Here is a 24,922-nt window from a genome sequence, read left to right as displayed (position 1 = left end):
GAATATTGTGCTAATAAATACCTGCAATGTAGTCGGTAGAGCTATTTAATCCCAACCCCTTAAACCTGAAATGATTTTTCTGCCAAAGAATTCGTTTGAGTTCCCGGATCGGATAAGCGACAGTGAACTATCATTGATATGTTCACTCAGTTTTTTTGGGTTCCCTTTCTCAGGAAGAGCCTTAAATAAATCGCAACGGGCAACCCCACCGCGTGAGTCCGTTCGCCAAAACAGAGGTGCGCTATGACAACAATCTTTGACGATTCACTCATGGACAGCAAACGCATCAGCGATGGACCCGACTGGACCTTCGACCTGCTCGATGTCTATCTCGCTGAAATCGACCGCGTAGCCAAACACTACGGTCTGGATACCTACCCGCACCAAATAGAAGTGATCACCTCAGAGCAAATGATGGACGCCTACTCAAGCGTAGGGATGCCCATTAACTACTCGCACTGGTCTTTTGGCAAAAAATTTATTGAGACCGAGCAGCGCTACAAGCACGGCCAGCAGGGCCTGGCTTACGAAATCGTGATCAATTCCAATCCCTGCATCGCCTATCTGATGGAAGAGAACACGATGACCATGCAGGCGCTGGTGATGGCGCACGCCTGCTACGGGCACAACTCCTTCTTCAAGAATAACTACCTGTTTCGTAGCTGGACCGATGCCAGCTCCATCGTGGATTATCTGTTGTTTGCAAAGAATTATATTTCTGACTGCGAGGAGCGTTACGGGGTTGAAGAAGTGGAACGCCTGCTTGATTCCTGCCACGCGTTGATGAACTACGGTGTTGATCGCTACAAGCGTCCCCAGAAAATTTCGTTGCAGGAAGAGAAAGCGCGGCAAAAAAGCCGTGAAGAGTATCTGCAGAGTCAAGTGAACACGCTCTGGCGTACGCTGCCGCGCAAAGAGAAAGAAGCCACGCTGGTTGAGGCCGCGCGTTACCCTTCAGAGCCGCAGGAAAACCTGCTCTACTTTATGGAAAAGAACGCACCCCTGCTCGAATCCTGGCAGCGGGAGATTCTGCGCATAGTGCGTAAGGTGAGCCAGTATTTCTATCCCCAGAAACAAACCCAGGTCATGAATGAAGGCTGGGCCACCTTCTGGCACTACACCATCCTGAACCACCTGTACGATGAAGGCAAAGTGTCCGAGAGCTTCATGATGGAATTTCTCCACAGCCATACCAACGTCATCTATCAGCCACCGTATAACAGCCAGTGGTATAGCGGGATTAACCCCTATGCATTAGGTTTTGCGATGTTCCAGGACATCAAGCGCATTTGCCAGTCGCCAACCGAAGAAGATCGTTACTGGTTCCCGGATATTGCCGGTTCTGACTGGCTAAAAACCCTGCATTTCGCGATGCGGGAATTCAAGGATGAAAGTTTTATCAGTCAGTTCCTGTCGCCAAAGGTTATGCGCGATTTCCGCCTGTTTACCGTACTGGATGACGATCGTAATAACTTTCTGGAGATCGCTGCCATCCACGATGAGGCGGGCTACCGTGCGATTCGTCAACAGCTCTCCGCTCAGTACAACCTGAGTAACCTGGAGCCCAACATTCAGGTTTACAACGTCGACCTGCGCGGCGATCGTTCCCTGACGCTGCGCTATGTCCCGCAGAGCCGTGCGCCGCTGGACAAAAGCCGCCGGGAAGTGCTTAAACACGTGCAACGACTATGGGGATTTGACGTTATTCTGGAACAGCAAAACGAAGACGGGAGCGTTGAGCTACTGGACCGTAATCCACCGCGCAACGCCCCGCTTTAAGCGGAATAAAAAAAACCGGACGCCATGTCCGGTTTTTTATTAACGTTTGCTGCCTAAATCGTCCGGCAACGTTTTTTGCATCGAATGCCAGATATCGCCACTCTGACGACCATAGCGACGGACACATTCAACGATTTCGTCCTGAGTAGGCTCTTTGTCACACAGGTTGAGCAGCGTTTGATAAAAATCGCGTGCCACCTTACGCGCTTCCGGGTTGGAAAAGTAGTGGCGTCCAACGCGGGTGTAAAGCCCTTTCAGCCCATTGAGGATCAGGCCATAAATTGGGTTGCCTGATGCGAACGCCAGCCCGCGAAACACCCGGTAATCCAGTTCGGTATAGCTGTCTACCTGGTCTTCAGCACTGTTTACGGCTTCCAGCACCTCGCGTGCCTTCTCTGGATAATGGCGTAAGGCGCGACTGATAAAGATCGAAGAAATATTGGTTCGGACAGATAACAGGTTATCGATCAGGGCGGGTACGCTGTCATGATCGAGACGCGCCAGGGTTTCAAGAATATTAAGACCCGAGGTTTCCCAAAAATTATTCACGCGAGTAGGTTTGCCGTGCTGAATCGTCAGCCAGCCGTCACGCGCCAGACGCTGCAGCACTTCGCGCAATGTGGTACGTGTTACACCAATCAGTTCAGAAAGCTCACGTTCAGCAGGAAGAATGGATCCAGGCGGAAAACGGCTGTTCCAGATGCTTTCAATTATATACTCTTCAGCAAATCCGGCTGGACTCTGCGCCTTAATAACCATAACTGTGTGTTCTCATTGCTTTCTGGATCGTAATGGGGACTCATCATACCAGACGCCCTATAGCGGATACAGACTGCACAACCATTAAAAGCGCGGTTTAGCACAAAATTAAGACAGATTACCGCGATCATTACGGCCGTATTTACGCCAGCCTTACCTCAGCGTTTTGGGCGGGCGCATTGCCACCACGCGGTTCCCTTGCTTGCGGGATTTAACGCGCAAAAGAACATCAATATCACGCGGTTATCAGAATTTTTGTTAAGTCATTAATCTGGATCAGTGCCAGGTCATGTTTGTACATAATTTTTACCCAACGCAGGATGGCGCGCAGCGACTTTTGGTTTACACTGCGGGGCATTAACGTTTACAGGGAATGCAATATGTTGCGATATTTAAACCAATGTTCGCGTGGTCGCGGGGCCTGGTTATTACTGGCCCTCTCTGCACTGGCCTTGGAGCTTACGGCGTTGTGGTTCCAGTATGGTTTGGGCTTCAAACCCTGTGTAATGTGTATTTATGTGCGCTGTGCGCTGTTTGGCGTAGTGGCTGCAGGGCTTATCGGGTTTCTTTTGCCACGTTCACCGTTACGGCTGGTGGCCATTCTGGTCTGGATCTACAGCGCCTGGGAAGGCCTGCGGCTGTCTTACGAACACACGATGATCCTGCTGCATCCCAATCCTTTTGTGACCTGTGATTTCGCGGCCCGTTTTCCAACGTGGCTGCCGCTGGATAAATGGCTACCGTCGGTGTTCGTCGCCAGCGGAGACTGTTCAGATCGTGGGTGGGAATTCCTGTCGCTCAGCATGCCACAGTGGATGATCGGTGTTTTCGCTGCCTATCTGCTGGTCGGCATTTTGGTTCTGATCGCGCAGCCGTTAAAACCTAAGCGCCGGGATTTATTTGGCCGCTAACGTTAAAAAGGCTGCCACTGGCAGCCTTTAATGTATGTGCATCAGCCGTTACGATCCGGCCTATCAATAATGTGATCTTCCCAGTCACGCACTTCGCTTTCTCGCACCGCAATATAACGCACCGAAATACGTTGAGCATGCATCTCGGTTTTGGAGCCCGCGCGCAGCGGATGCCAGGCCGGGAGCGGCTTCCCCTCGCCCAGCAGCCGGTAGGCGCAGGTACGGGGCAGCCAGTTGAAGGTGGTCAGGTTTTCGCGCGTCAGCTTGATACAGTCTTCTTCAAATTCAAACCGACGTTCGTAATTGCGACACTGACAGGTCTTTATATTGAGCTGATTACAGGCGACGTTGGTGAAATAGATTTCATCCGTATCGGCGTCCTGTAATTTGTTCAGGCAGCACTGGCCACAACCATCACACAAGGATTCCCATTCCTCATCGCTCATTTGTGCCAGGCGCTTATGTTGCCAGAAAGGGGTTTCAGTCATGATGATTGTCCAGATTTAGCCTAAACCGCACCTTATAAAGATATTGACGCGATGATGCAAGTTTTAGAGTACCCGCGTGCTGATGCCGTGGCCCGCAACAGAAACCTCAAGCGTATCGCCCGAGCGCATCGGCCCCACGCCTTCAGGCGTGCCGGTCAGGATGACATCACCCGCATGCAGGGTAAAATACTGACTCATATGTGCAATCAGCGGCAGAATTTTGTGGATCATATCGGCGGTGTTGCCCTGCTGGCGAACCTCACCGTTGACCACCAGCTTCAGCTCGGTATTCTGCGGGTCGCCTGAGAACTCAGCGACCGGAATAAATCCCGAGACCGGACAGGCGTTATCAAAGGCTTTCGCTTTTTCCCACGGCTGCCCGGCTTTTTTTAAGCCTGCCTGCAGGTCACGCAGGGTTAAATCCAGCGCCACACCGTAACCGGCGATCGCTTGCGCCACGTGCGCTTCTGAAGCCTGCTTCAGGGTGGTGCCTATCAGTACGGCCAGCTCAACTTCGTGGTGCACTTCACCAAACGCATCGGGAACAGATAAAGGCTGGCGCAGATCGCACAAGGCCGTTTGCGGCTTAATAAAAATAACCGGCTCGGTCGGTGTCGCACTGCCCATTTCTTTGATGTGTTTCGCATAGTTGCTGCCCACGCAAACCACTTTGCTCACGGGATAATCTAACAAAGCGCCTTGCCAGTTACGATGCTGATACATGCTAATCCCCTGCTTAGAGTGCCGAAATGCCAGTCATGTCGGCGGATTGACGTTACTGACAGACAACACCTAAAGCCAGCCTGCCAGCTATCACTGAGATGCATAAACCTGACAGATGCGCGAGAATTGTCAATAAGTCAGCCAGGCTATTTGTGCGTCGCCGCCTTCATCTGACCGGTCAGGTTGCAAACAGCGCGCCGCAGCGGCGCGACTGTGCAATTATTATTCAGCCTCACGGGAATATAAATTTGCTGATGACGGCCCTGCAAAATTTATATTAAAGGAACAATCCGAGTTAATCTTTTCTATCCAGTTCGAGATGCGTTTTTAACAAACTTTCGATGGGTGGTGGAATTTGCAAATAATATCCCTGCTCGCTTAACCCCTGCTTCACTTTATTGATGTCCGCATTGGCCAGTTTGTCGCGCTGGGCCAGGTTCACCACCATCGCTAACTGAGGCTTACCAAAGCCTTTTAGCAGGGCCTCAGGAACGCGCGAAAAATCGTCTTTTTTTTCAACGTAGAGATAAGTCTGGTCGCGGACGGGACTTCTGTAGATCACACAAAACATATTTTTACTCGAATTAACCAGCCGTGAGGCTTGTTTGAATATAGCGGTAACTATAACATGCTTGCAGTACTTCGAATATTCGCCGATCGCGCTTTAACGATGCTTTTATGATCGCTTAGCACAGGGTAGTAAAACAGGACTGAGTCGGGACAGATGCCGCAATCGCCAATCGAATTTAAGGGAAGCAGTTTTACCTTGTCCGTTGTTCATTTGCATCACCATGAGCCAGAGGTGATCCGCAAAGCGCTACAGGACAAAATTGACCAGGCTCCAGATTTCCTGAAAAACGCACCCGTGGTGCTGAATGTTGCGGCCCTTGATGCGGCCGTAAACTGGAAACAGATGCAGCAGGCCGTCAGCGCAACGGGGCTCCGTATCGTCGGCGTCAGTGGATGCAAAGACGAGGCGCTGAAAAAAATGATCGCCCGCGTCGGTCTTCCGGTGCTGGCCGAAGGTAAAAAGAGCCACAAGCGCGAAGCGCCGGAGCCGGAGTCAAAACCCGTTGCGACGGAAGCGCTGGTGGCGAAAACACGCATCGTTAACACGCCGGTGCGTTCTGGTCAGCAAATCTATGCCCGCAATGCGGATTTGATTGTCACCAGCAGCGTCAGCGCCGGCGCGGAACTGGTTGCCGATGGCAATATTCATATCTATGGCATGATGCGCGGCCGCGCGCTGGCGGGTGCCAGCGGTGACAGAGATTGCCAGATTTTTTGCACCAACCTGGCAGCAGAGTTGGTTTCTATCGCCGGGGAGTACTGGATCATGGATCAAATCCCCGAAGCGTTTTTTGCTAAAGCGGCACGCCTCTGCCTTCAGGACGGCGCGCTGACTATCCAGACACTTAATTAGGCCCCTTTTCTTTCGTTAAGGAAATCAACATTTATGGCACGCATTATTGTAGTTACATCCGGTAAAGGGGGCGTTGGTAAGACCACGTCAAGCGCGGCCATCGCCACCGGTTTAGCGCAGAAAGGCAAAAAAACGGTTGTCATCGACTTTGATATCGGCCTGCGTAACCTTGATTTAATCATGGGCTGCGAACGCCGTGTGGTTTATGATTTTGTTAATGTCATTCAGGGTGATGCCACGCTGAACCAGGCATTGATTCGTGATAAGCGCACAGAACAACTTTATATTCTGCCTGCCTCACAGACCCGCGACAAAGACGCCCTTACCCGCGAAGGTGTTGAGAAGGTGCTGAACGATCTGGCAGAGATGGCGTTTGACTTCATCGTTTGTGACTCGCCGGCCGGCATCGAAACCGGTGCGTTAATGGCGCTCTATTTTGCCGACGAAGCCATCATCACCACGAACCCGGAAGTTTCCTCTGTACGCGACTCTGACCGTATTCTCGGTATTATTTCTTCCAAATCCCGCCGTGCGGAAACCAGCCAGGAACCGGTTAAAGAGCATCTGCTGCTGACCCGTTACAATCCTGGCCGCGTGAATCGTGGCGATATGCTGAGCATGGAAGATGTTCTGGAAATCCTGCGTATTCCTCTGGTCGGCGTCATCCCGGAAGACCAGTCGGTTCTTCGTGCCTCTAACCAGGGTGAGCCGGTAATTCTCGATGGTGAGTCTGATGCTGGTAAAGCCTATGCCGATACCGTTGACCGGTTACTCGGTGAAAGTCGCCCCTTCCGCTTTATTGAAGAAGAGAAGAAGGGTTTCCTGAAACGCCTGTTCGGGGGATAAACCATGGCATTACTTGATTTCTTTTTATCCCGGAAGAAGAACACTGCCAACATAGCCAAGGAAAGGCTACAGATTATTGTGGCAGAACGGAGAAGGGGCGACAGTGAGCCCCACTATCTTCCGCAACTTAAGCGCGACATTCTCGAAGTGATTTGCAAGTACGTGAAGATTGATCCGGACATGGTGACGGTTCAACTCGACCAGAAAGGGGATGATATCTCCATTCTGGAACTGAACGTCACGCTACCCGAAACGGAAGACGTGCCTAAATGACGTCGACCGTTTCCTGATTTTCCCCTGCGCTGTACTGGCAGGGGAAATTTCTTACATCTCGGCAAGGATGGTCATAATGCCGGGTTTCAGCACGTCGCCTCGCCAGCCAGTTAACAGTTCAGGTTCGCGGTTTTGTGGCTTCAGCCCCCAGTGCTGACTCAGTACCTGATTGATCTGTCGGCGCGATGCCAGCAGCTCCTGACTAAACCCGCTCTGCTCACTTACCTGCTGCACCAGTGCTTTGATCGCTTTAAACGCCCGCTTATAGTTCACATGATCGACCAGATTGCTTAACGGCGGCGGCAGCTCGCTTTCAGCCAGTCCGGCTGCGTCTGCGACCTGCGCCAGCATCGCCCTGCCGTGAAAACGAATCTCATGGCCAGATAAGCCCAGGTGATCTAACTCACCCTGCGAGCCCGGCATGAAACGGGCGACTTTCCACAGGTTCTCTTCCCGCACCACAAAATTCACTGCCATGTCTTTTTCTCGGGCAACCTTGAGCCGCCAGGCCGCCAGGCGTTGCAGCGCCGCCAGCTGGCGCGGACGCAGCTGCCAGGCATTGGTGATATCGCGCCAGGCATCTTCCGGCGCTAAGCTATCCAGCCGACGCTGGCACAGGTTTTCACATTCGCTCAGCGCCGCCGCCATGTTCCCTGCCTGCTCAACCTGTTGCATGAGTTGATGAGCAATCGGCAACAGGTAATGCACGTCGGCAGCGGCATACTGGCACTGCCGTTCCGTCAGCGGACGCGCCAGCCAGTCCGTGCGCGCCTCACTCTTATCTAATTCGACCTGGGTAAAGTGCGCCACCATGGAGGCAAATCCCCAGGAAAGCGGTTGACCGCTAAAGGCCGCCAGAATCTGTGTATCAATCATCGGCTGTGGCAATACAGCAAAACGGTGCAGGAAGACTTCCAAATCTTCGCCGCCCGCGTGCAAAAATTTCGTGACGCGGGTATCCGTTAACAGTTCGATAAACGGTGACCAGTCACGGACAGGTAACGGATCGATCAACACCAGCTGTTCGCCATCAAACAGCTGAATCAGTCCCAGCTGTGGATAGTAGGTACGGGTACGGACAAATTCCGTATCCAGGGCGACGGCCGTATGCTGGCGTGCTTTGTTGCACACCTCGGCCAGGCGATCATCGTTATCGATCAGGGAATAGTTCACGTTCAGTTTTCACCGCAGCCGACAACGTGCGGTGCTCCATGTTAAAAGCAATAAAAACGCCGGACAGAGCCGGCGTTCAACCTGAATCCTGACGGTGAATCAACCCGTGTGGGTTTTCACCTCGTCGCGCAGTTCACGACGCAGAATTTTTCCTACATTCGTTTTGGGTAGTTCATCGCGGAACTCAACGATTTTCGGCACTTTGTAGCCGGTGAGCTGACGACGACAGTGATCGAGCAGCTCTTCTTTGGTCAGCGAGGGATCTTTCTTCACCACACAGACCTTCACCGCCTCGCCCGACAGTTCGCTGGGCACGCCAATCGCAGCCGCTTCGCGCACTTTGGGATGCTGCATCAGAACGTCTTCAATTTCATTCGGATAGACGTTAAAACCTGACACCAGAATCATATCCTTTTTGCGGTCCACGATACGGATAAATCCTTCGTGGTCAACGGTAACAATATCCCCGCTGTGGAGCCAGCCATTTTTCAGGACTTCTGCCGTGGCCTCCGGATGCTGCCAGTAGCCATGCATCACCTGCGGACCCCGGATACACAATTCGCCGGGCTCTCCGGTTGGCACTTCATTGCCGTTTTCATCCAGAATGATCACGTCCGTTGAGGGCACCGGTAAGCCAATACTGCCCGTGTGGCAGCTGATGTCATAAGGATTGACGGAGACCAGCGGAGAGCACTCGGTCAGACCGTAGCCTTCCAGTAAATAGTGGCCGGTGAGTTTTTCCCAGCGCTCAGCGACTGCCTTTTGTACCGCCATCCCGCCCCCGGCAGAGAGGCGCAGGGTAGAAAAATCGAGTTTGGTAAAGCCATCGTCATTAAGCAGCGCGTTGAACAACGTATTCACGCCGGTAATGGCGGTAAACGGATATTTGGCGATCTCTTTAACAAAACCGGGAATATCACGCGGATTGGTGATCAGCAGATTCTGCCCACCCAGCTCAACAAACAGCAAGCCGTTAACGGTCAGCGCAAAGATATGGTAAAGCGGTAACGCTGTGACAACGCACTCCTTGCCATCCCGTAACAGCTTGCCGTAGGTGGCTTTCGTCTGTTCAAGGTTTGCCTGCATATTCCGGTGCGTCAGCATGGCACCTTTCGCCACGCCTGTCGTGCCGCCCGTGTATTGCAGAAACGCCAGATCCTCATTACTGACATCCGGGCGCTGATACGGCATTTTCTCTCCGGCTTCCAGTACGTGGCGAAACGCTATCGCACCCGGCAAATGGTACTTTGGTACCAGTCGCTTCACATACTTCACCACAAAGTTCACAAGGGTGGCTTTGACCGGTGCAAGCTGGTCGCCCATGCGGGTCAGAACAACGTGTATGATCGCGGTCTCGCTGACGACTTTTTCTAACGTATGCGCAAAGTTAGAGACAATAACGATCGCGCTGGCACCGCTGTCATTAAGTTGGTGTTTTAATTCGCGCGGCGTATAGAGTGGGTTGACGTTGACCACGACCATTCCGGCCCGCAAAACGCCAAAGAGCGCAACCGGATATTGCAGCAGATTAGGCATCATCAGGGCAACACGGTCGCCCTGTTTCAGTTTCAACTCATGTTGCAGATAGGCGGCAAAGGCCCGACTTTTTTCGTCCAGTTGGCGATAGGTCATCTTTTGACCCATGTTGTAAAAAGCAGGTTGCCCGGCGTAACGGGCAACGGCCTGCTCAAACAGATCAACCAGAGAGCGGTAACGATCAGCATTAATTTCGGCAGGGACGTCTGCCGGGTAGCGTTTTAGCCAAACCTTATTCAAGGATTCACCCCGATAATCTTGTTGTGTACTCATCGCCGCCTCGACAATCGCATTTGTTAACAATATTTTAACTGATTGTACCAGTTTGCTCTTCTTGTCATGTTGAGGTTGCGAAGTCCATCACTAAATTTCGTCTTTGCAGACAATACAAATAAAAAGCCCGGCAGCGAGCACCGCTACCGGGCTGAATAAAACAGGTAATGCTTACTGTGTCAGGATAGTTTCAACCTGTGCGGGCCCGCTGTTATACATTCCCCAGTACGGGTTAGGTCCCCAGTAGCCCCCACGATGGCGCGTCGGGCCATACCAAATCCACGGGTCAATGGGCTGCGGAGGCGCAACAATCTGGCGCGTCAGATGCCAGCGCTGATAGCCACGAACGTCGATGACCACAAACTGATAGGTGGCCTCGCCAATTTTGCCCTGCTCCGTGCCCTTAATCGTACCGAGCACCGTAACGTACTGATCTTTGACATCCGTCGGATCGACGAAGCCGGGAATGTCGGCATAGATGCGACCCACAGAGCTGGCGCCCAGTACGGGACGCGCGCCCTCATCCAGCGGCTGCGTCGCTATTTCCAGCCGGGTTTTGCCGTTACGGTTGAACACGTTAACCACCTTGCCGCCAAAGCGCGATTCCTGACCGACATAGATGGCCGGATCTTTCATCACCCGCAATAAGTCCTGCTGGGGCATGGCGGAATTGCCCTTAATGTTATCCGGCACTGAAACACAACCACTTAAAACCAGGGCGCAGGCCAGTAGCAGACCGGCAACACCGTGACGACGAATTGACATGGGTATTCTCCTGAAAGTTGCTGTTTAGAGTGCTCCGATAACAATAAGTTGCGTCACGTTTCAGCGTCCAGGCAGTTTTTTCCAGGCCACCTCGTTTCTCAGATAGGTGGGTTCTGCGTTCTCAGGCAATACCGTCGCGCCCTGCTGCAAAGCGGCGACGGCCAAGGGCAACATATCTTCTGCCGCAGGCAGTTCCACATGGCTGTTAACCAGCTGAAGGGCATGGCCCTGCTGCAGATCTGGCCAGGCCTGCCAGCCGGTTCCGGCAGTAAACCATTCGCCCTCCAGCGCCTGCATCCGCGTCAAGGCCGCGGCGGGCGACAGTACGCTCTCGCTCGCTTCACCCTGCCAGTGACCCTGCTCATCACGCTGATACTCGGCCCAGTAGACTTCGCCCATACGGGCATCTATCGCGGTTAATACCCGCGTGGCACCGTGCAGCCGCCAGGCACCCTGCGCCAGCGTGGCCAGCGTAGAGATCCCCGCCATGGGCAACGCCGCGCCCAGTGCCAGCCCCTGAGCGATCCCGATACCAATACGCACGCCGGTGAAGCTGCCCGGACCGCGGCCAAATGCCAGCGCATCAAGTTGTGTTAGTTCCAACTGCTGAGACTGCAGCAGTTCTGCCACTAAGGGTAAAATTCGTTGGGTGTGATCGCGCGGCGCGATCTCAAAGCGCGCATCAATCTGCTGCCCGTTGAGCAGGGCTGCAGAACAGGCTTCTGTCGCTGTATCCAGCGCTAAAATTCGGACCGACATAACGACCTCAGAGGATTCAAAAACGGCGCGCATCTTAGCATAAAATTACGCGTCAGGTTGCTGACGAATAAAGGCAATAGCCTGCGCGATATCCCGCGTGCGTGGAGTGGGCGGCAGGCTGTTAAGAAACAGCGCGCCATAAGGCCGGGATACCAGACGCTGGTCGCAAATCACCAGCACGCCACGATCGTCAGTATCGCGAATCAAACGGCCAACGCCCTGTTTCAACGTAATCACGGCGTCGGGCAGTTGCACGTCACTGAAGGGATCGCCTCCCCGCAAACGGCAGTCTTCCATGCGGGCTTTTAACAGCGGATCCTCCGGTGAGGTAAACGGCAGCTTGTCGATGATGACCAGCGAGAGCGCATCGCCACGTACGTCCACCCCTTCCCAGAAGCTGCTGGTAGCCACCAGCAGAGCATTGCCCTTTTCGATAAACTGTTTCAGCAGTTGCCCTTTACTGGTTTCGCCCTGCACCAACACAGGCAACGTCATGGAGGCGCGGAACTCGGCCGCCAGCTCACGCATCATCAGATGTGAGGTACATAAGAAGAAGCAGCGGCCTTTATTTGCATCGATCAAGGGTTTCATCATTTTAGCCAGCTGGCGTGCGCCACCGGGACGATTCGGTTCCGGCAGATTGCGTGGAACGCACAGTAATGCCTGCTGTGAGTAGTCAAACGGGCTACTGAGAATCAAACTCTTCGCCTTGCTCACGCCTAACCGATCGGCAAAATGGTCCATCTTTTCATCGACGGCCAGGGTCGCTGAGGTGAAAATCCATGCCGCTTTGCGGTCATCCATCATTTCCCGGAAGCGTTCGGCCACGGATAACGGCGTTAGCGCCAGCACAAAGTGACGCGATGTGCATTCATACCAGTAACTGAATCCCGGTTCGCTGATGGATCGTATGCGCTTCAGTCGCGTACGGTAAAGCGCTGCGCGTTCAAAGGCCGCATCAAGCAGCGCAGAACGCCCGAGTGAGAGTTTAATGACGTCATAGCACAGTTCCAGGGCATCATCGAGCAGCGTGAACATGCGCATGATGTTGTTATCACTGAGCAAGTCCCGCAGATTTCCGCGATAGCCGGGTTCGCCCAGCGCCAGCCGAAAATCCTGAGCGCACTGAGCCAGCCTGTCGGCCGATTTTTGCAGTTGCTGAACGTCACGCACTTCGGTGCGATAGGCAATAATGATGTCTTTCGCCAGATCGGCTAACTGACGGCTGGAGATCTGCTGACCGAAATACTGGCTGGCGATATCCGGTAACTGATGGGCTTCATCAAAAATCATGACGTCCGCTTCAGGGATCAGCTCACCGAAGCCCCCCTCTTTCACCACCAGATCGGCAAGAAAAAGATGATGATTGACGACGACGACATCGGCATCCATAGCTTTCTTGCGCGCTTTGACGACAAAACACGCTTTATACTGCGGGCAATCGCTTCCCAGACAGTTGTCATTGGTACTGGTCACCAGCGGCCATATCGGACTGTCTTCCGTCACGTCTGCACAGGCGCTGATATCGCCGTCGACGGTGTGTGAGGCCCAGGCGCGCAGCGTCACCAGGTCGGTAAGCGACTGAACGCTCAGATCGCCGCCGGTGGCAGACTGCTGATCCATCCGCTCCAGGCACAGGTAGTTAGATCGCCCTTTAAGCAGCGCCGTTTTACCGGTAAATTTTAGCGCGTTAGCGATGGTGGGCAAATCGCGAGCATAAAGCTGATCCTGCAGGGCTTTTGAGCCCGTGGACACAATCACTTTTTTATTGGCGCGTAACGCCGGTGCCAGGTAGGCATAGGTCTTGCCCGTCCCCGTGCCCGCTTCAACAACCAGCTCACCGCTGCTCTGCACGGCCTCGGTGACAGCCTGGGCCATTTCACGCTGTGCTTCACGCGGTTTGAACCCCGTAATACGCTTTGCCAGCGCGCCATCTGATGCAAAATCGTCTGCCACGTATCCTCTCAATTCCGGCAAAAAACACTGTATATTATGTCAGTCTTTCCCGCCTTAAGGAAATTGCTGACGCGGGCGTCTCCATTATGCTAGCTGGATGCAGGGAATGCCGCTAATGACTGATATAAAGCGCACCCGCCGCCAGGATCACCCATAAAACCGCCAGCGTGATAAACCCCTGTCTGGCCGTACGCGACATGCCCACAAAAGTTGACACCACTACAGACAGCAGCGCCAGTGCGCCAAACATCACCCAAAACAGATATTGCGTATTCGCCATGCCTTCTTCCTAGGAGTCCTGAACTGATAAGCGACGTTTTATACCATTTTTCCGGCCACGATGCGCGACCGACGCCCGCAGGCGTTTGCAATGGATGACAATGGCATCGGGAATATGTCAGGCTAAGCGTCCAAAAAAATAAGGAGAAGATGATGAGCATTACGCGCATTGATCCCGAACATCGTATGTCCGAAGCGGTTGTTCATAACGACACGATTTATTATACCAGCGTGCCTGAAAACCTTGATGCGGATGCCGAAGCGCAAACCGCCAATGCGCTGGCGGTGATTGACGCCCTGCTTACACGCGTGGGCAGTGACAAAAGCAAAATCCTGGATGCCACCATTTTTCTGGTCGATAAAGCTGATTTTGCGGCAATGAACCGCGCCTGGGACGCCTGGGTTTCACCCGGCAATGCCCCGGTGCGCTGCACGGTTCAGGCAGCCTTAATGAATCCGAAGTATAAAGTCGAAATAAAAATTATCGCCGCGCGTTAACCCCGGTTCCGGGCGTCAGCCTTCGTCGTCTTCATCTTCGAAGCGCGCCCGAATCAGTTCTCCGGTGTGACTTTCACGAATTTCCTGCGCCACCAGGGTTATCGCCTCGCCGCTGGACATGCCCTCTGCCATTAACTGTTGAATGCGTTCTACCGCGCGTTGCTGCTGGTCGTGTGAAAGTGCGGGTAATCCTGTAATCATGTTTCACTCCTGCTTTAGGGCTGCCATTATTTCATGGGGAACAAACAGGTGCCAGTCAGGAAAAAATATGTCAGTCTAACGGCATTTCTGATGTCAGATTTTGTGCTCAATGAACGTTCAAACTCATAACCTACGTTATTCTCCTGACGCCCTTACGCACTATTTTTCCCGTATTGCGCATCTGCCATGGGCGATGCTGCTGTCGTCAGGGCACGCCGATCACAGCGATAACCGTTTTGATATCCTGACCGCCGATCCCCTTACCACACTGACGACGCGTGGCAGGATAACAGAAATTCGCCATGCACATGGCCATGAAAACAGTGAGGACGATCCTCTCTCTCTCGTGCAGCACTACTGCAACGCGTTGGGCATCTCCCCAACACGCCATCCGGATTTACCCTTTGTGGGCGGCGCGCTGGGGCTGTTTGGCTATGACCTGGGACGGCGCTTTGAGCAGTTACCTCAGATCGCCACCGCCGATCTGCAGACGCCGGATATGGCGGTGGGCATTTACAACTGGGCGTTAATTGCCGATCATCATCGTCAGACATTGACCCTGGTTGCTGTAGAGGATGTTGCGCAGCGGCTCAGTTGGCTGGAAGGCTGGCCCACACGTGAAAGCGCGCCGTTTTCACTGACCAGCGAATGGTCCGCTAACCTCAGCGTTGATGACTACGCGGAACGTTTTCGCAAGGTCCAGGCCTATATCCAGGCGGGTGACTGCTATCAGGTCAACCTGTCACAGCGCTTCAAGGCCGGTTATCAGGGTGACGAATGGCGTGCGTTCTGCTTGCTGAATCAGGCTAATCGCGCGCCTTTCAGCGCTTTTTTACGCCTGCCGGAGAGCGCCATTCTCAGCCTTTCCCCCGAGCGCTTTATGGCGCTGGATCAACACGTCATTACGACCCGCCCGATTAAAGGTACGCGCCCGCGTGACAGCGATCCGCTGCGGGACGCCGCCCAGGCCGAAAGTCTGCGGACGTCCGCCAAAGACCGGGCAGAGAATCTGATGATTGTCGATCTGCTGCGTAATGATATAGGCCGGGTCGCCGTGGCCGGTTCCGTAAGCGTACCCGAACTGTTTGTGGTGGAACCCTTTCCGGCCGTGCATCATCTGGTCAGCACCGTTCGCGCCACGCTGCCCGAAAATCTGCAGGCCTGCGATCTGTTACGCGCCTGCTTTCCCGGCGGTTCGATTACGGGTGCGCCGAAAATTCGTGCAATGGAAATTATCGATGAACTGGAACCGCAACGCCGTAACGCCTGGTGTGGCAGCATCGGATATCTGAGTGTATGTGGTCGTATGGACACCAGTATTACGATTCGTACGTTGATTGCCGAAGATCATCACCTCTACTGTTCGGCTGGCGGCGGTTTAGTGGCCGACAGCGAGCTGGAATCGGAATATCAGGAAACCCTGGATAAGGTCAGCCGCATTTTGCCCGCGCTGGAAAAAGGGGCCTGAATGGCGTTGACGCTGGCGGATTTCCGCACCCGCTTTCTGCTGCAGCCCCCTCAGCAACCTACGCAGCCGCTTTCTGGGCGCCATGCGGCGGTGTTAATTCCCATTGTTGCACGTCAGCAGCCCGGTCTTCTGCTGACCCAGCGTTCACACGGGCTGCGTAAGCACGCCGGTCAGGTGGCCTTTCCCGGTGGCATGCAGGACCCCGAAGATGGTTCGCTGGTCGCTACCGCTTTGCGGGAAGCGCAGGAAGAGGTGGGTATTTCACCCGCTCAGGTGGAGGTTTTGGGCTGCCTGCCTGCGGTGACCAGCAGCACAGGATTTCAGGTCACGCCTGTGTTAGGCATCATCCCGGACCGCCTCGCGCTGCGCATTAACCCCGATGAAGTGGTGAGTACTTTTGAAATGCCCCTGACCGAAGCGTTGCGCCTCAGCCGCTACGCAGAGCTTGACTACTACCGCGCCGGTATTCGCCATCCTGTGTGGCTGTCGCGCTATCAGGATTACCTGGTCTGGGGCATGACAGCAGGCATTATTCGTTCACTGAGTCAGCAAATTGCGTTTTAGTTGACGCAGCTTTCATTTTTAACCCTGTTTACGGGCTTCCGCGCGATCTCACACTATAATTTTTTTTCGTGGTTTTAATTAGTTTATTTCATGCGAAAAGCAGCGCGTTCATCCTGCTTCGCCGTTTACTATTAGCGCCATAAACTGCCACGGCAGGGTAAGTTTTTTTTGTGAGGAGTGTCACCCATGATTTCGGTTTTTGACATGTTTAAAGTGGGCATTGGCCCATCCAGTTCTCATACGGTCGGTCCGATGAAAGCGGGTAAGCAGTTTGTGGATCTGTTGTCTGAACAGGGCAAACTGCATGAGGTGACACGCATCGCCGTCGATGTCTATGGTTCCCTGTCATTGACCGGTAAAGGTCACCATACCGATATCGCTATCATCATGGGCCTGGCGGGTGAGTCACCTGACAGCGTAGACATTGATTCCATTCCTGCCTTTATCAAAGACGTGCAGCAGCGGGAACGTCTGCTGGTTGCGAAAGGCGCGCATGAAGTCGATTTTCCTCGCGAAGGCGGCATGGTCTTCCGCAGCGAGAACCTTTCTCTGCATGAAAATGGCCTGCGCCTGCTGGCGTTTTCGGGCGATCTGCTGGTGTTGTCAAAAACCTATTACTCCGTTGGCGGCGGCTTCATTGTCGATGAAGAGCATTTTGGTCAGTCTGCGCTGGATGAAGTTTCGGTTCCCTGGCCTTTCCACTCGGCAAAAGAGTTGTTGTCGCACTGCCGTGAAACCGGGCTTTCCCTGTCAGGGCTGGTGATGAAAAATGAACTGGCACTGCATTCACGTGACGACATTAACGCCTATTTCGCAACAATCTGGCAAACCATGCAGGCCTGTATCGATCGCGGCCTGAATACCGAAGGCGTGCTGCCCGGTCCCTTGCGCGTGCCGCGCCGCGCCGCGTCACTGCGCCGCCTGCTGATCTCCTCTGCCAAGCACTCTAACGATCCCATGGTCGTCATTGACTGGATTAACATGTTTGCCCTGGCGGTAAATGAAGAGAATGCCGCCGGGGGGCGTGTGGTCACCGCACCAACCAACGGTGCCTGCGGCATCGTGCCAGCCGTGCTGGCCTACTACGACCACTTTATCGAACCGGTGACGCCCGATATCTTTATTCGCTATTTTCTCGCCTCCGGCGCGATCGGCATTCTTTATAAAATGAATGCCTCTATCTCCGGTGCCGAAGTGGGCTGTCAGGGCGAAGTGGGCGTTGCCTGTTCTATGGCTGCAGCGGGTCTGGCGGAACTGTTAGGTGCCAGCCCAGAGCAGGTCTGTGTCGCTGCGGAGATCGGCATGGAGCACAATCTGGGTCTGACCTGCGATCCCGTGGCGGGTCAGGTCCAGGTGCCCTGCATTGAACGCAATGCCATTGCCTCCGTGAAGGCCATCAACGCTGCACGTATGGCCCTGCGCCGCACCAGCGAGCCGCGCGTTTCGCTGGATAAGGTCATTGAAACCATGTACGAGACAGGAAAAGACATGAATGCCAAATATCGCGAGACCTCCCGCGGCGGACTGGCGATAAAAGTTCAGTGTGACTAATATTTTTTGAGATTTGTTTCTAACTTTCTGCTTTTTAACCAGTGCATTAGTCAGCCCTGCCTGCTATAAATATTAACAATGTTAAAGCGACCTTCGGGTCGCTCTCCTTTTTTTATGACCTTTCATTTTACGCTCAGGTCCTAAATTTGCTTCGGGCCGTGCCGATAACAACCCAGCTATATCTATTTTCTGGTTTTGGGAAGGTGATTCTTGATGTTCATGGCCCAGCAATATGGTGGACAATACAGACGTAAGCGATTGCTTATTGCGCTGGTGATTGCTTCGATTGTTCTTACATTAACGCTGGCTTTTCGCTATTTTGAAGAAAAATCACGTATTCAAAAGCGAGCAATCAGCTTTGCCGACACGGCGATCACGCGTTTCGATCGCATGTTTTCACCTCTCGACGTCTCAGCGAACAACATGCTGGGCTTGGTGGGTATGCCCTGCCAGGATGCCCGTTTTCCATTAATTGAAAAGATTTCGTCACTACAAACGGTGCGCGCTGTTCTGTTGGTCGATGGGGACACGCTCTACTGTTCCAGTATTTTTGGCACCCGGGACATCTCATTTAGTCAGACCTACCCCGAACTGGCCCTTAACGATCGGCGCATGGTGTTATCCACGGATGAGTATCTGCTTAAAGGTTCACCCGTTTTATTACTGTGGACGCCAACGACGCTGGATAATCGTTCTGGCATTCTTCAGGCCATTAATATTGAATTAATGAGCAGCTACCTGCTGGAGCCGCAGGCGCCCTGGGTTGAACGGGCCATTTTTAACGTCAACGGTAAAAGCCTGGAATACGGTAATCCGTTGATTGAGTCCACGCAGCCTTCTGAAGATGAAGTCACCTATACCGAGGCCTCACTGCGTTATCCTTACACCGTGACGCTCTATGGTCCGTCACCTTCCCGCCTGGCGCTGGAATCTTTACCCTCGCAGTTGCCGCTGGCGCTGATGCTGAGTTTACTGATTGGCTACGTGGTCTGGCTGGCGACCGCCAATCGTATGAGTCTGAGCTGGCAGATTAGTTACGGCATTACGGCCAGGGAGTTTATGGTTTACTGCCAGCCGTTGATCAATGCCCGTACGTCTGAGTGTGAAGGCATTGAGCTACTGTTGCGTTGGCACAATCCTCGGCAGGGCTGGATTCCGCCTGACGTCTTTATCCCTCTTGTTGAGCGTCAGAACCTGATTAAGCCGTTAACCCGCTTTGTACTGAACCGCGTTGTCGAAGCCTTACCCGACCTTCCGCATAGCCCTCATTTTCACATTGCCATTAACGTGGCTGCCAGCCACTTCCGCGACCGCGCCATTCTGGAAGACCTGCAAACGCTTTGGTGGCCCGCCGAGCCCGTTCCCACGCTGGTTGTTGAATTAACCGAACGTGATGCGCTGCCCGTCGTCGATCAGGCCGTAATTTCTCAACTGCACGACATTGGGGTGCGTCTGGCGATTGATGATTTCGGCACCGGGCACAGCTCGTTGTCCTACCTGAAAGATTTGCAGCCGGACGTGTTAAAGCTGGATAAAATTTTTACCGCGTCAATTGGCACAGATGCCATCAACGCCATCGTGACGGATATGGTGATTTCTCTGGCACAGCGCCTGAACATCAGTCTGGTTGCGGAAGGCGTTGAAACCGAGGAACAGGCCCACTATCTGAGGGATCGGGGCGTGGAACATTTACAGGGCTATTACTTTGCCCGCCCCATGCCGCTGGAGGACTTCCCGGAATGGTTGCGTCAGCACCAGCTTACCCTCGGCCTGTAATGCGATAAAAGTGTGCCATCGCGTTATTCCGCGCAAAAAAAACGCATCACTCCGTGATGCGTTTTATCTTCAGGTGTGGCCTTAACCTTCTTCTTCGTCGTCGTCACGCTGATCTTTTGTTACCCGGACCAGATCAATGCGGTACTCCGTCGCGTCAATAATCTGGAAGTGCAGCGGTTCGATATCGATCACGTCGCCGGGCTTAGGTAACTGCCCTTTTTGCGCAATCAACAAGCCAGCCAGCGAAGCATGATCTTCCTCCGGCTTCACCAGCTCATGGAAGTCCAGAAGCTGCTGCAGAGAATGCAGGTCAGTGCCGCCTTTTACTAACCAGCCGTCGCCATCCATGATGATATCCGGCGTTTCATCTTCATCCGGGAATTCACCGGCAATCGCTTCCAGCACGTCCAGCGGCGTAATTAAGCCCTGCACCACACCAAACTCGTTAGTCACAATCACGAAGCTACCTTTGGCACGACGCAGCACGCCGAGCAGGTTAATCGGGTCAAGCGTTTCCGGCACAATAATCGTCGGTGTGCTGGCGGCAAAGGTCGCGACGTCAACGCCGTGATCCAGCGCCACCAGCAGCTCTTTGGCTCTGACCACGCCGATGATCTCATCCAGTTCCCCCCGACACACCGGGAACAGGCTGTGCGGCGTATCCAGAAGTTGAATACGAATTTCATCCACAGGACGGTTGGCATCCACCCACGAGATATCGCCGCGCGGTGTCATAATGCTGCGGATGGAACGTGACGCCAGCGTCAGTACGCCGTTAATCATGTAGCGCTCTTCATCTTTAAACGCTTCCTGCGGCATCGCGACGGCAATCGCCTGCTCTTCAGTGCTCGCAGGTGCGCTCTGCACCCGGTTACGTCCCCCCATCAACCGCAGAATGGCCTCGGCGGTGCGCTCACGCATCGGACGATGGGACTGATGACGAATGAAGTTGCGACGGGCAATCTGATTGAACAACTCGATAAGAATCGAGAAACCAATCGCCGCATACAGATAGCCTTTCGGAATATGAAAGCCAAAGCCTTCAGCCACCAGTGACAGGCCGATCATCAACAGGAAACTCAGACACAGCACCACAACAGTAGGATGCGCGTTAACGAATTTGGTTAGCGGCTTGGAAGCCAGCAGCATCACCAGCATCGCAATCACGACCGCAGTCATCATGACCGGCAGGTTATTCACCATCCCTACCGCAGTTATCACGGCATCCAGTGAGAAGACCGCATCCAGTATGACAATCTGGGTCACCACCGCCCAAAAGCTGGCGTAGCTACGGTTACCGCTGTTTTCCAGCTGACGGTTTTCCAGCCGCTCATGCAGTTCCATGGTGGCCTTAAACAACAGGAATATCCCGCCCGCCAGCAAAATCAGATCGCGTCCGGCAAAGCTAAAATCCCCCACGCTGAACAGAGGGCGCGTCAGGGTTACCATCCAGGAGATAAGTGACAACAGCCCCAGGCGCATCACCAGTGCCAGAGAAAGACCAATTAACCGCGCTTTATCACGCTGCTTAGGAGGCAACTTATCCGCAAGAATGGCAATAAAGACCAGGTTATCAATGCCGAGTACGATTTCCAGCACGATGAGCGTGAGCAATCCCGCCCAAATTGAGGGGTCGAACAGAAATTCCATTAGTGACTCCAGAAAAAGGATGTGATTACGCTAACGCATGCCCGCGTCGAAGGACGTGACAGAGAGAAGCCCGGAAAAGCAGAGAAAACGCGGTCTGGCGTAAATTGGCGCGCTGAAGAGCGCAAAGACAAGGTTAAGCAACGTCGGTGACGATCCATAAGGGTGGGCTGCTGCCCGCTACTCCTGAATAATAAACAGATCGCTAATGTATCAGTTCGTACCACGAGGTCAAAAAATTTTCCTGTTTTTACATTTTCGCCAGACGGCATTGAGTGACATAAAAACTCAACTTCCCTCTTTCATGCTGCAAATAACCAACCAATGTCACAAAATTTATTTTTTCGGACACTAAAATAAATCCGGCATCACGTAGTGAGTTAGTTATCCCTGCAATGTTGAAGTCAGGTTAAATCACATTAACAAGATTTGGATATTGTTAACGCGATAATTCTTAACGGTTCCTCAGGTTCTGAGGAACTAACAAGCGAACGGAGGTAGCACGTGACCATTGCTCTTGTAATTGGTACACACGGCTGGGCAGCGGAGCAGCTGCTAAAAACGGCAGAGATGCTTTTAGGCGAACAGGAAAATGTGGGATGGATTGATTTTGTCCCGGGAGAAAACGCGGACACGCTGATTGAGAAATATCAGGCAAGACTGACAGAACTGGACACCTCACAGGGCGTGCTTTTTCTGGTTGATACCTGGGGCGGCAGCCCTTTCAATGCAGCCAGCCGGCTGGTCGTTGATAAAACACATTATGAGGTGGTCGCCGGGGTAAACATTCCCATGTTGGTGGAAACCCTGATGGCGCGGGATGATAACCCCTCTTTTGACGAACTGGTGGCCATTGCGGTAGAAACCGGTCGCGAAGGCGTCAGAGCCTTAAAAGCACAACCTGAAGAAAAACCCGCAGCGGTTGCCGCCTCGCCCTCCGCCCCGGCCAGCGCCCCGCATGCCAGTCGCCCTCTCACCCCCGACGACCATATGAATATTTGCCTGGCGCGCATCGACGACCGCCTGATTCATGGGCAGGTCGCTACACGCTGGACCAAGGAAACCAACGTCAGCCGCATCATCGTTGTCAGCGACGAAGTGGCCAACGACAACGTGCGCAAAACGCTGTTAACCCAGGTGGCACCACCGGGCGTCACCGCGCATGTGGTGGGCGTCGATAAGATGGTGCGCGTCTGGAATAACCCCAAATATGCCCGGGATCGGGTCATGCTGCTGTTTACCAACCCGACGGATGTCCTGCGGATTGTTGAGCAAGGGGTTGATATCAAGAGCGTTAACATTGGCGGCATGGCTTTTCGCCAGGGTAAAACCCAGGTCAACAATGCCGTCTCGGTCGATGAAAAAGATATCGCCGCATTTCGCCAGCTTAACGCGCGCAACATCGAACTTGAGGTGCGTAAAGTTTCGGGCGATCCAAAACTAAAAATGATGGATCTGGTGGCAAAGGTGAGCGCATAACGCGCCAGCCGTCTTTTTCTATCCTGTAGAGGACAAGCAGTATGATGGAAATAACCACACTTCAAATTGTATTAATCTTTATCATCGCCTGTATTGCCGGGATGGGTTCGATCCTGGATGAGTTCCAGTTTCACCGTCCGTTAGTCGCCTGTACGCTGATTGGCATTGTGCTGGGGGATATGAAAACGGGCATCATCATCGGCGGTACGCTGGAGATGATTGCGCTGGGCTGGATGAACATCGGTGCTGCGGTTGCCCCGGACGCTGCGCTGGCCTCGATTATCTCCACCATTCTGGTGATTGCCGGTGGACAGAGCGTCGGTGCCGGTATCGCCCTGGCTATTCCGCTGGCGGCAGCCGGTCAGGTGCTGACTATCATCGTGCGTACGCTGACCGTAGCCTTCCAGCATGCCGCTGACAAAGCGGCGGAGAAAGGCAACCTCACGGCCATCTCATGGATCCACGTTTCCGCCTTACTGCTTCAGGCCATGCGCATCGCGATTCCGGCGCTGATTGTGGCTATCTCGGTAGGAACGGATGCGGTTCACTCCCTGCTCAGCTCTATTCCGGAGGTGGTCACCAACGGCCTGAACATCGCGGGTGGCATGATCGTGGTGGTGGGTTATGCCATGGTTATTAACATGATGCGCGCAGGCTACCTGATGCCGTTCTTCTATCTGGGTTTCGTTACTGCCGCGTTTACCAGCTTTAACCTGGTGGCACTGGGCGTGATTGGCGTGGTGATGGCGGTGCTCTATATCCAGCTCAGCCCGAAATATAACCGCGCAGCCGGTGCGCCTGCGGCATCACCGTCAGCTAACGACCTCGACAACGAACTCGATTAAGGAACAGGTGACAACATGGTTGATATAACAAAAGTCGAAAAGAAACTGACGCCGGGTGACGTACGCGCTGTGTTTTTACGCTCAAACCTCTTTCAGGGCTCCTGGAACTTTGAACGTATGCAGGCGCTGGGGTTCTGTTTCTCAATGGTGCCGGTCATTCGCCGTCTTTATCCTGAAAACAATGACGATCGTAAGCAGGCGATCAAACGCCATCTGGAGTTTTTTAATACACATCCTTACGTCGCCGCGCCTGTGCTGGGCGTGACGATGGCAATGGAAGAGCAGCGCGCCAACGGTGCCGCGATTGATGACGGTGCCATCAACGGCATCAAAGTGGGCCTGATGGGCCCGCTGGCTGGCGTTGGTGACCCGATTTTCTGGGGAACCGTTCGTCCCGTGTTTGCGGCATTAGGCGCGGGGATTGCAATGAGCGGCAGTCTGCTCGGTCCGCTGCTGTTCTTTATCCTGTTTAACCTGGCGCGTCTGTTAACCCGTTATTACGGCGTCGCTTATGGTTACCGTAAGGGGATTGATATCGTCAGCGATATGGGCGGTGGCTTCCTGCAAAAACTGACCGAGGGGGCATCCATACTCGGCCTGTTTGTCATGGGGGCGCTGGTCAATAAGTGGACGCACGTCAACATTCCGTTGGTGGTTTCACGCATCACCGATCAAACCGGAAAAACCACGGTGACAACCGTGCAGTCGATTCTGGATCAGCTGATGCCGGGGATCGTACCGCTCCTGCTGACCTTCGCCTGTATGTGGCTGCTGCGCCGTAAGGTCAATGCCCTGTGGATCATTGTGGGCTTTTTTGCTATCGGTATTTTTGGCTACTGGATTGGTTTGCTCGGGCTGTAACCGGCATCACATCGGGAGCCGCGGCTCCCGATGTTTTCAGATTGTGGTCGCGTGACTCACGCCCGGCTTTAATCAGTAAAGGAAGAAGA

The 24,922-nt window shown here is 53.6% G+C and carries 25 protein-coding genes; 13 read left to right on the top strand and 12 right to left on the bottom strand.

All coding sequences use genetic code 11. The features are described from left to right. Positions 1 to 243 precede the first annotated feature (243 nt). Complete coding sequence (locus NXS97_RS23115; protein WP_116219761.1) at positions 244 to 1,779, top strand: SpoVR family protein; 1,536 nt, start codon at positions 244 to 246, stop codon at positions 1,777 to 1,779. Positions 1,780 to 1,818: 39 nt separating this feature from the next. On the opposite strand, the gene fadR is transcribed toward NXS97_RS23115, so the two are convergent. After that, positions 1,819 to 2,538: a fatty acid metabolism transcriptional regulator FadR gene (fadR, locus tag NXS97_RS23110; RefSeq protein ID WP_013026000.1), complete on the bottom strand. Its 720-nt coding sequence runs from the start codon at positions 2,536 to 2,538 to the stop codon at positions 1,819 to 1,821. 380 nt (positions 2,539 to 2,918) lie between these two features. Between fadR and dsbB the strand changes: the two genes are divergently transcribed. After that, complete coding sequence (gene dsbB, locus NXS97_RS23105) at positions 2,919 to 3,449, top strand: disulfide bond formation protein DsbB (RefSeq protein WP_024472129.1); 531 nt, start codon at positions 2,919 to 2,921, stop codon at positions 3,447 to 3,449. A gap of 41 nt (positions 3,450 to 3,490) precedes the next feature. Here the strand turns inward: dsbB and NXS97_RS23100 are convergent, their stop codons facing one another. From NXS97_RS23100 to NXS97_RS23090, 3 genes are all read right to left on the bottom strand, one after another. Then, positions 3,491 to 3,937: a YcgN family cysteine cluster protein gene (locus NXS97_RS23100; RefSeq protein WP_013026002.1), complete on the bottom strand. Its 447-nt coding sequence runs from the start codon at positions 3,935 to 3,937 to the stop codon at positions 3,491 to 3,493. Between the two features lie 63 nt (positions 3,938 to 4,000). Beyond that, a complete protein-coding gene (locus NXS97_RS23095) occupies positions 4,001 to 4,660 on the bottom strand; it encodes a fumarylacetoacetate hydrolase family protein (RefSeq protein ID WP_014593843.1) in 660 nt (219 codons plus the stop codon). A 295-nt stretch (positions 4,661 to 4,955) separates the two neighbouring features. Next, complete coding sequence (locus NXS97_RS23090; protein WP_013026005.1) at positions 4,956 to 5,231, bottom strand: YcgL domain-containing protein; 276 nt, start codon at positions 5,229 to 5,231, stop codon at positions 4,956 to 4,958. A gap of 153 nt (positions 5,232 to 5,384) precedes the next feature. On the opposite strand from NXS97_RS23090, the gene minC reads away from it, so the two are divergent. Genes minC through minE form a run of 3 tightly spaced genes read left to right on the top strand, consistent with a single transcriptional unit; the run spans position 5,385 to position 7,202 of the window. Continuing rightward, positions 5,385 to 6,083 (top strand): septum site-determining protein MinC, encoded by a 699-nt coding sequence (gene minC, locus NXS97_RS23085; protein WP_116219763.1) that lies wholly within the window; start codon positions 5,385 to 5,387, stop codon positions 6,081 to 6,083. A 33-nt stretch (positions 6,084 to 6,116) separates the two neighbouring features. Continuing rightward, complete coding sequence (gene minD / locus NXS97_RS23080) at positions 6,117 to 6,929, top strand: septum site-determining protein MinD (RefSeq protein ID WP_014593844.1); 813 nt, start codon at positions 6,117 to 6,119, stop codon at positions 6,927 to 6,929. 3 nt (positions 6,930 to 6,932) lie between these two features. Further along, positions 6,933 to 7,202 (top strand): cell division topological specificity factor MinE, encoded by a 270-nt coding sequence (minE, locus tag NXS97_RS23075; RefSeq protein ID WP_010616394.1) that lies wholly within the window; start codon positions 6,933 to 6,935, stop codon positions 7,200 to 7,202. A gap of 51 nt (positions 7,203 to 7,253) precedes the next feature. Here minE and rnd read toward each other — a convergent pair whose 3' ends face one another. From rnd to NXS97_RS23045, 6 genes are all read right to left on the bottom strand, one after another. After that, positions 7,254 to 8,375: a ribonuclease D gene (gene rnd / locus NXS97_RS23070; protein ID WP_013026009.1), complete on the bottom strand. Its 1,122-nt coding sequence runs from the start codon at positions 8,373 to 8,375 to the stop codon at positions 7,254 to 7,256. Positions 8,376 to 8,474: 99 nt separating this feature from the next. Further along, entirely contained in the window at positions 8,475 to 10,151 is a 1,677-nt protein-coding gene (fadD, locus tag NXS97_RS23065; RefSeq protein WP_147301583.1) for a long-chain-fatty-acid--CoA ligase FadD, read from the bottom strand. Positions 10,152 to 10,355: 204 nt separating this feature from the next. Beyond that, positions 10,356 to 10,949: a Slp family lipoprotein gene (locus NXS97_RS23060; protein WP_013026011.1), complete on the bottom strand. Its 594-nt coding sequence runs from the start codon at positions 10,947 to 10,949 to the stop codon at positions 10,356 to 10,358. Positions 10,950 to 11,009: 60 nt separating this feature from the next. Beyond that, a complete protein-coding gene (gene tsaB / locus NXS97_RS23055; RefSeq protein WP_015700197.1) occupies positions 11,010 to 11,708 on the bottom strand; it encodes a tRNA (adenosine(37)-N6)-threonylcarbamoyltransferase complex dimerization subunit type 1 TsaB in 699 nt (232 codons plus the stop codon). Between the two features lie 45 nt (positions 11,709 to 11,753). Further along, complete coding sequence (locus NXS97_RS23050; RefSeq protein WP_014605706.1) at positions 11,754 to 13,664, bottom strand: ATP-dependent DNA helicase; 1,911 nt, start codon at positions 13,662 to 13,664, stop codon at positions 11,754 to 11,756. A 112-nt stretch (positions 13,665 to 13,776) separates the two neighbouring features. Then, positions 13,777 to 13,944 (bottom strand): hypothetical protein, encoded by a 168-nt coding sequence (locus NXS97_RS23045; RefSeq protein ID WP_013026014.1) that lies wholly within the window; start codon positions 13,942 to 13,944, stop codon positions 13,777 to 13,779. Positions 13,945 to 14,096: 152 nt separating this feature from the next. Between NXS97_RS23045 and NXS97_RS23040 the strand changes: the two genes are divergently transcribed. Beyond that, the gene (locus tag NXS97_RS23040) at positions 14,097 to 14,441 is read left to right on the top strand and encodes a RidA family protein (RefSeq protein ID WP_014605705.1); all 345 of its coding nucleotides are present in this window, start codon (positions 14,097 to 14,099) and stop codon (positions 14,439 to 14,441) included. Between the two features lie 15 nt (positions 14,442 to 14,456). Here the strand turns inward: NXS97_RS23040 and NXS97_RS23035 are convergent, their stop codons facing one another. Continuing rightward, positions 14,457 to 14,642, bottom strand: a complete 186-nt coding sequence (locus NXS97_RS23035; protein ID WP_013026016.1) for a YoaH family protein — start codon at positions 14,640 to 14,642, stop codon at positions 14,457 to 14,459. Positions 14,643 to 14,751: 109 nt separating this feature from the next. Here NXS97_RS23035 and pabB point away from each other — a divergent pair, with 109 nt between their 5' ends. From pabB to NXS97_RS23015, 4 genes are all read left to right on the top strand, one after another. Then, on the top strand, positions 14,752 to 16,110 hold the full coding sequence (gene pabB / locus NXS97_RS23030) for an aminodeoxychorismate synthase component 1 (RefSeq protein WP_019105118.1): 1,359 nt from the start codon (positions 14,752 to 14,754) through the stop codon (positions 16,108 to 16,110). Then, a complete protein-coding gene (locus tag NXS97_RS23025) occupies positions 16,111 to 16,674 on the top strand; it encodes a CoA pyrophosphatase (protein ID WP_013026018.1) in 564 nt (187 codons plus the stop codon). A gap of 186 nt (positions 16,675 to 16,860) precedes the next feature. Further along, positions 16,861 to 18,225 carry an L-serine ammonia-lyase gene (locus tag NXS97_RS23020; protein ID WP_014593850.1) on the top strand — a complete coding sequence of 455 codons (1,365 nt, stop codon included), beginning with the start codon at positions 16,861 to 16,863 and terminating at the stop codon, positions 18,223 to 18,225. A 213-nt stretch (positions 18,226 to 18,438) separates the two neighbouring features. Then, positions 18,439 to 20,001: an EAL domain-containing protein gene (locus tag NXS97_RS23015; protein ID WP_042676956.1), complete on the top strand. Its 1,563-nt coding sequence runs from the start codon at positions 18,439 to 18,441 to the stop codon at positions 19,999 to 20,001. A gap of 81 nt (positions 20,002 to 20,082) precedes the next feature. Here the strand turns inward: NXS97_RS23015 and NXS97_RS23010 are convergent, their stop codons facing one another. Continuing rightward, positions 20,083 to 21,651, bottom strand: coding sequence for a TerC family protein (locus tag NXS97_RS23010; RefSeq protein ID WP_022623238.1), 1,569 nt, complete (start codon positions 21,649 to 21,651; stop codon positions 20,083 to 20,085). Between the two features lie 501 nt (positions 21,652 to 22,152). On the opposite strand from NXS97_RS23010, the gene manX reads away from it, so the two are divergent. The 3 genes from manX to NXS97_RS22995 are packed head-to-tail and all read left to right on the top strand — an operon-like array spanning position 22,153 to position 24,833. Next, positions 22,153 to 23,127 (top strand): PTS mannose transporter subunit IIAB, encoded by a 975-nt coding sequence (manX, locus tag NXS97_RS23005; RefSeq protein WP_014605701.1) that lies wholly within the window; start codon positions 22,153 to 22,155, stop codon positions 23,125 to 23,127. A gap of 44 nt (positions 23,128 to 23,171) precedes the next feature. Further along, positions 23,172 to 23,972: a PTS mannose/fructose/sorbose transporter subunit IIC gene (locus NXS97_RS23000; RefSeq protein WP_026020938.1), complete on the top strand. Its 801-nt coding sequence runs from the start codon at positions 23,172 to 23,174 to the stop codon at positions 23,970 to 23,972. A gap of 15 nt (positions 23,973 to 23,987) precedes the next feature. Continuing rightward, positions 23,988 to 24,833, top strand: a complete 846-nt coding sequence (locus tag NXS97_RS22995; RefSeq protein ID WP_013026024.1) for a PTS mannose transporter subunit IID — start codon at positions 23,988 to 23,990, stop codon at positions 24,831 to 24,833. Positions 24,834 to 24,922: the final 89 nt, after the last annotated feature.

The sequence above is a fragment of the Pantoea sp. B623 genome (genome assembly GCF_024814475.1).
Taxonomy (GTDB): Bacteria; Pseudomonadota; Gammaproteobacteria; order Enterobacterales; family Enterobacteriaceae; genus Pantoea; species Pantoea ananatis.
This window is presented reverse-complemented; position numbering and strand designations above follow the sequence as displayed.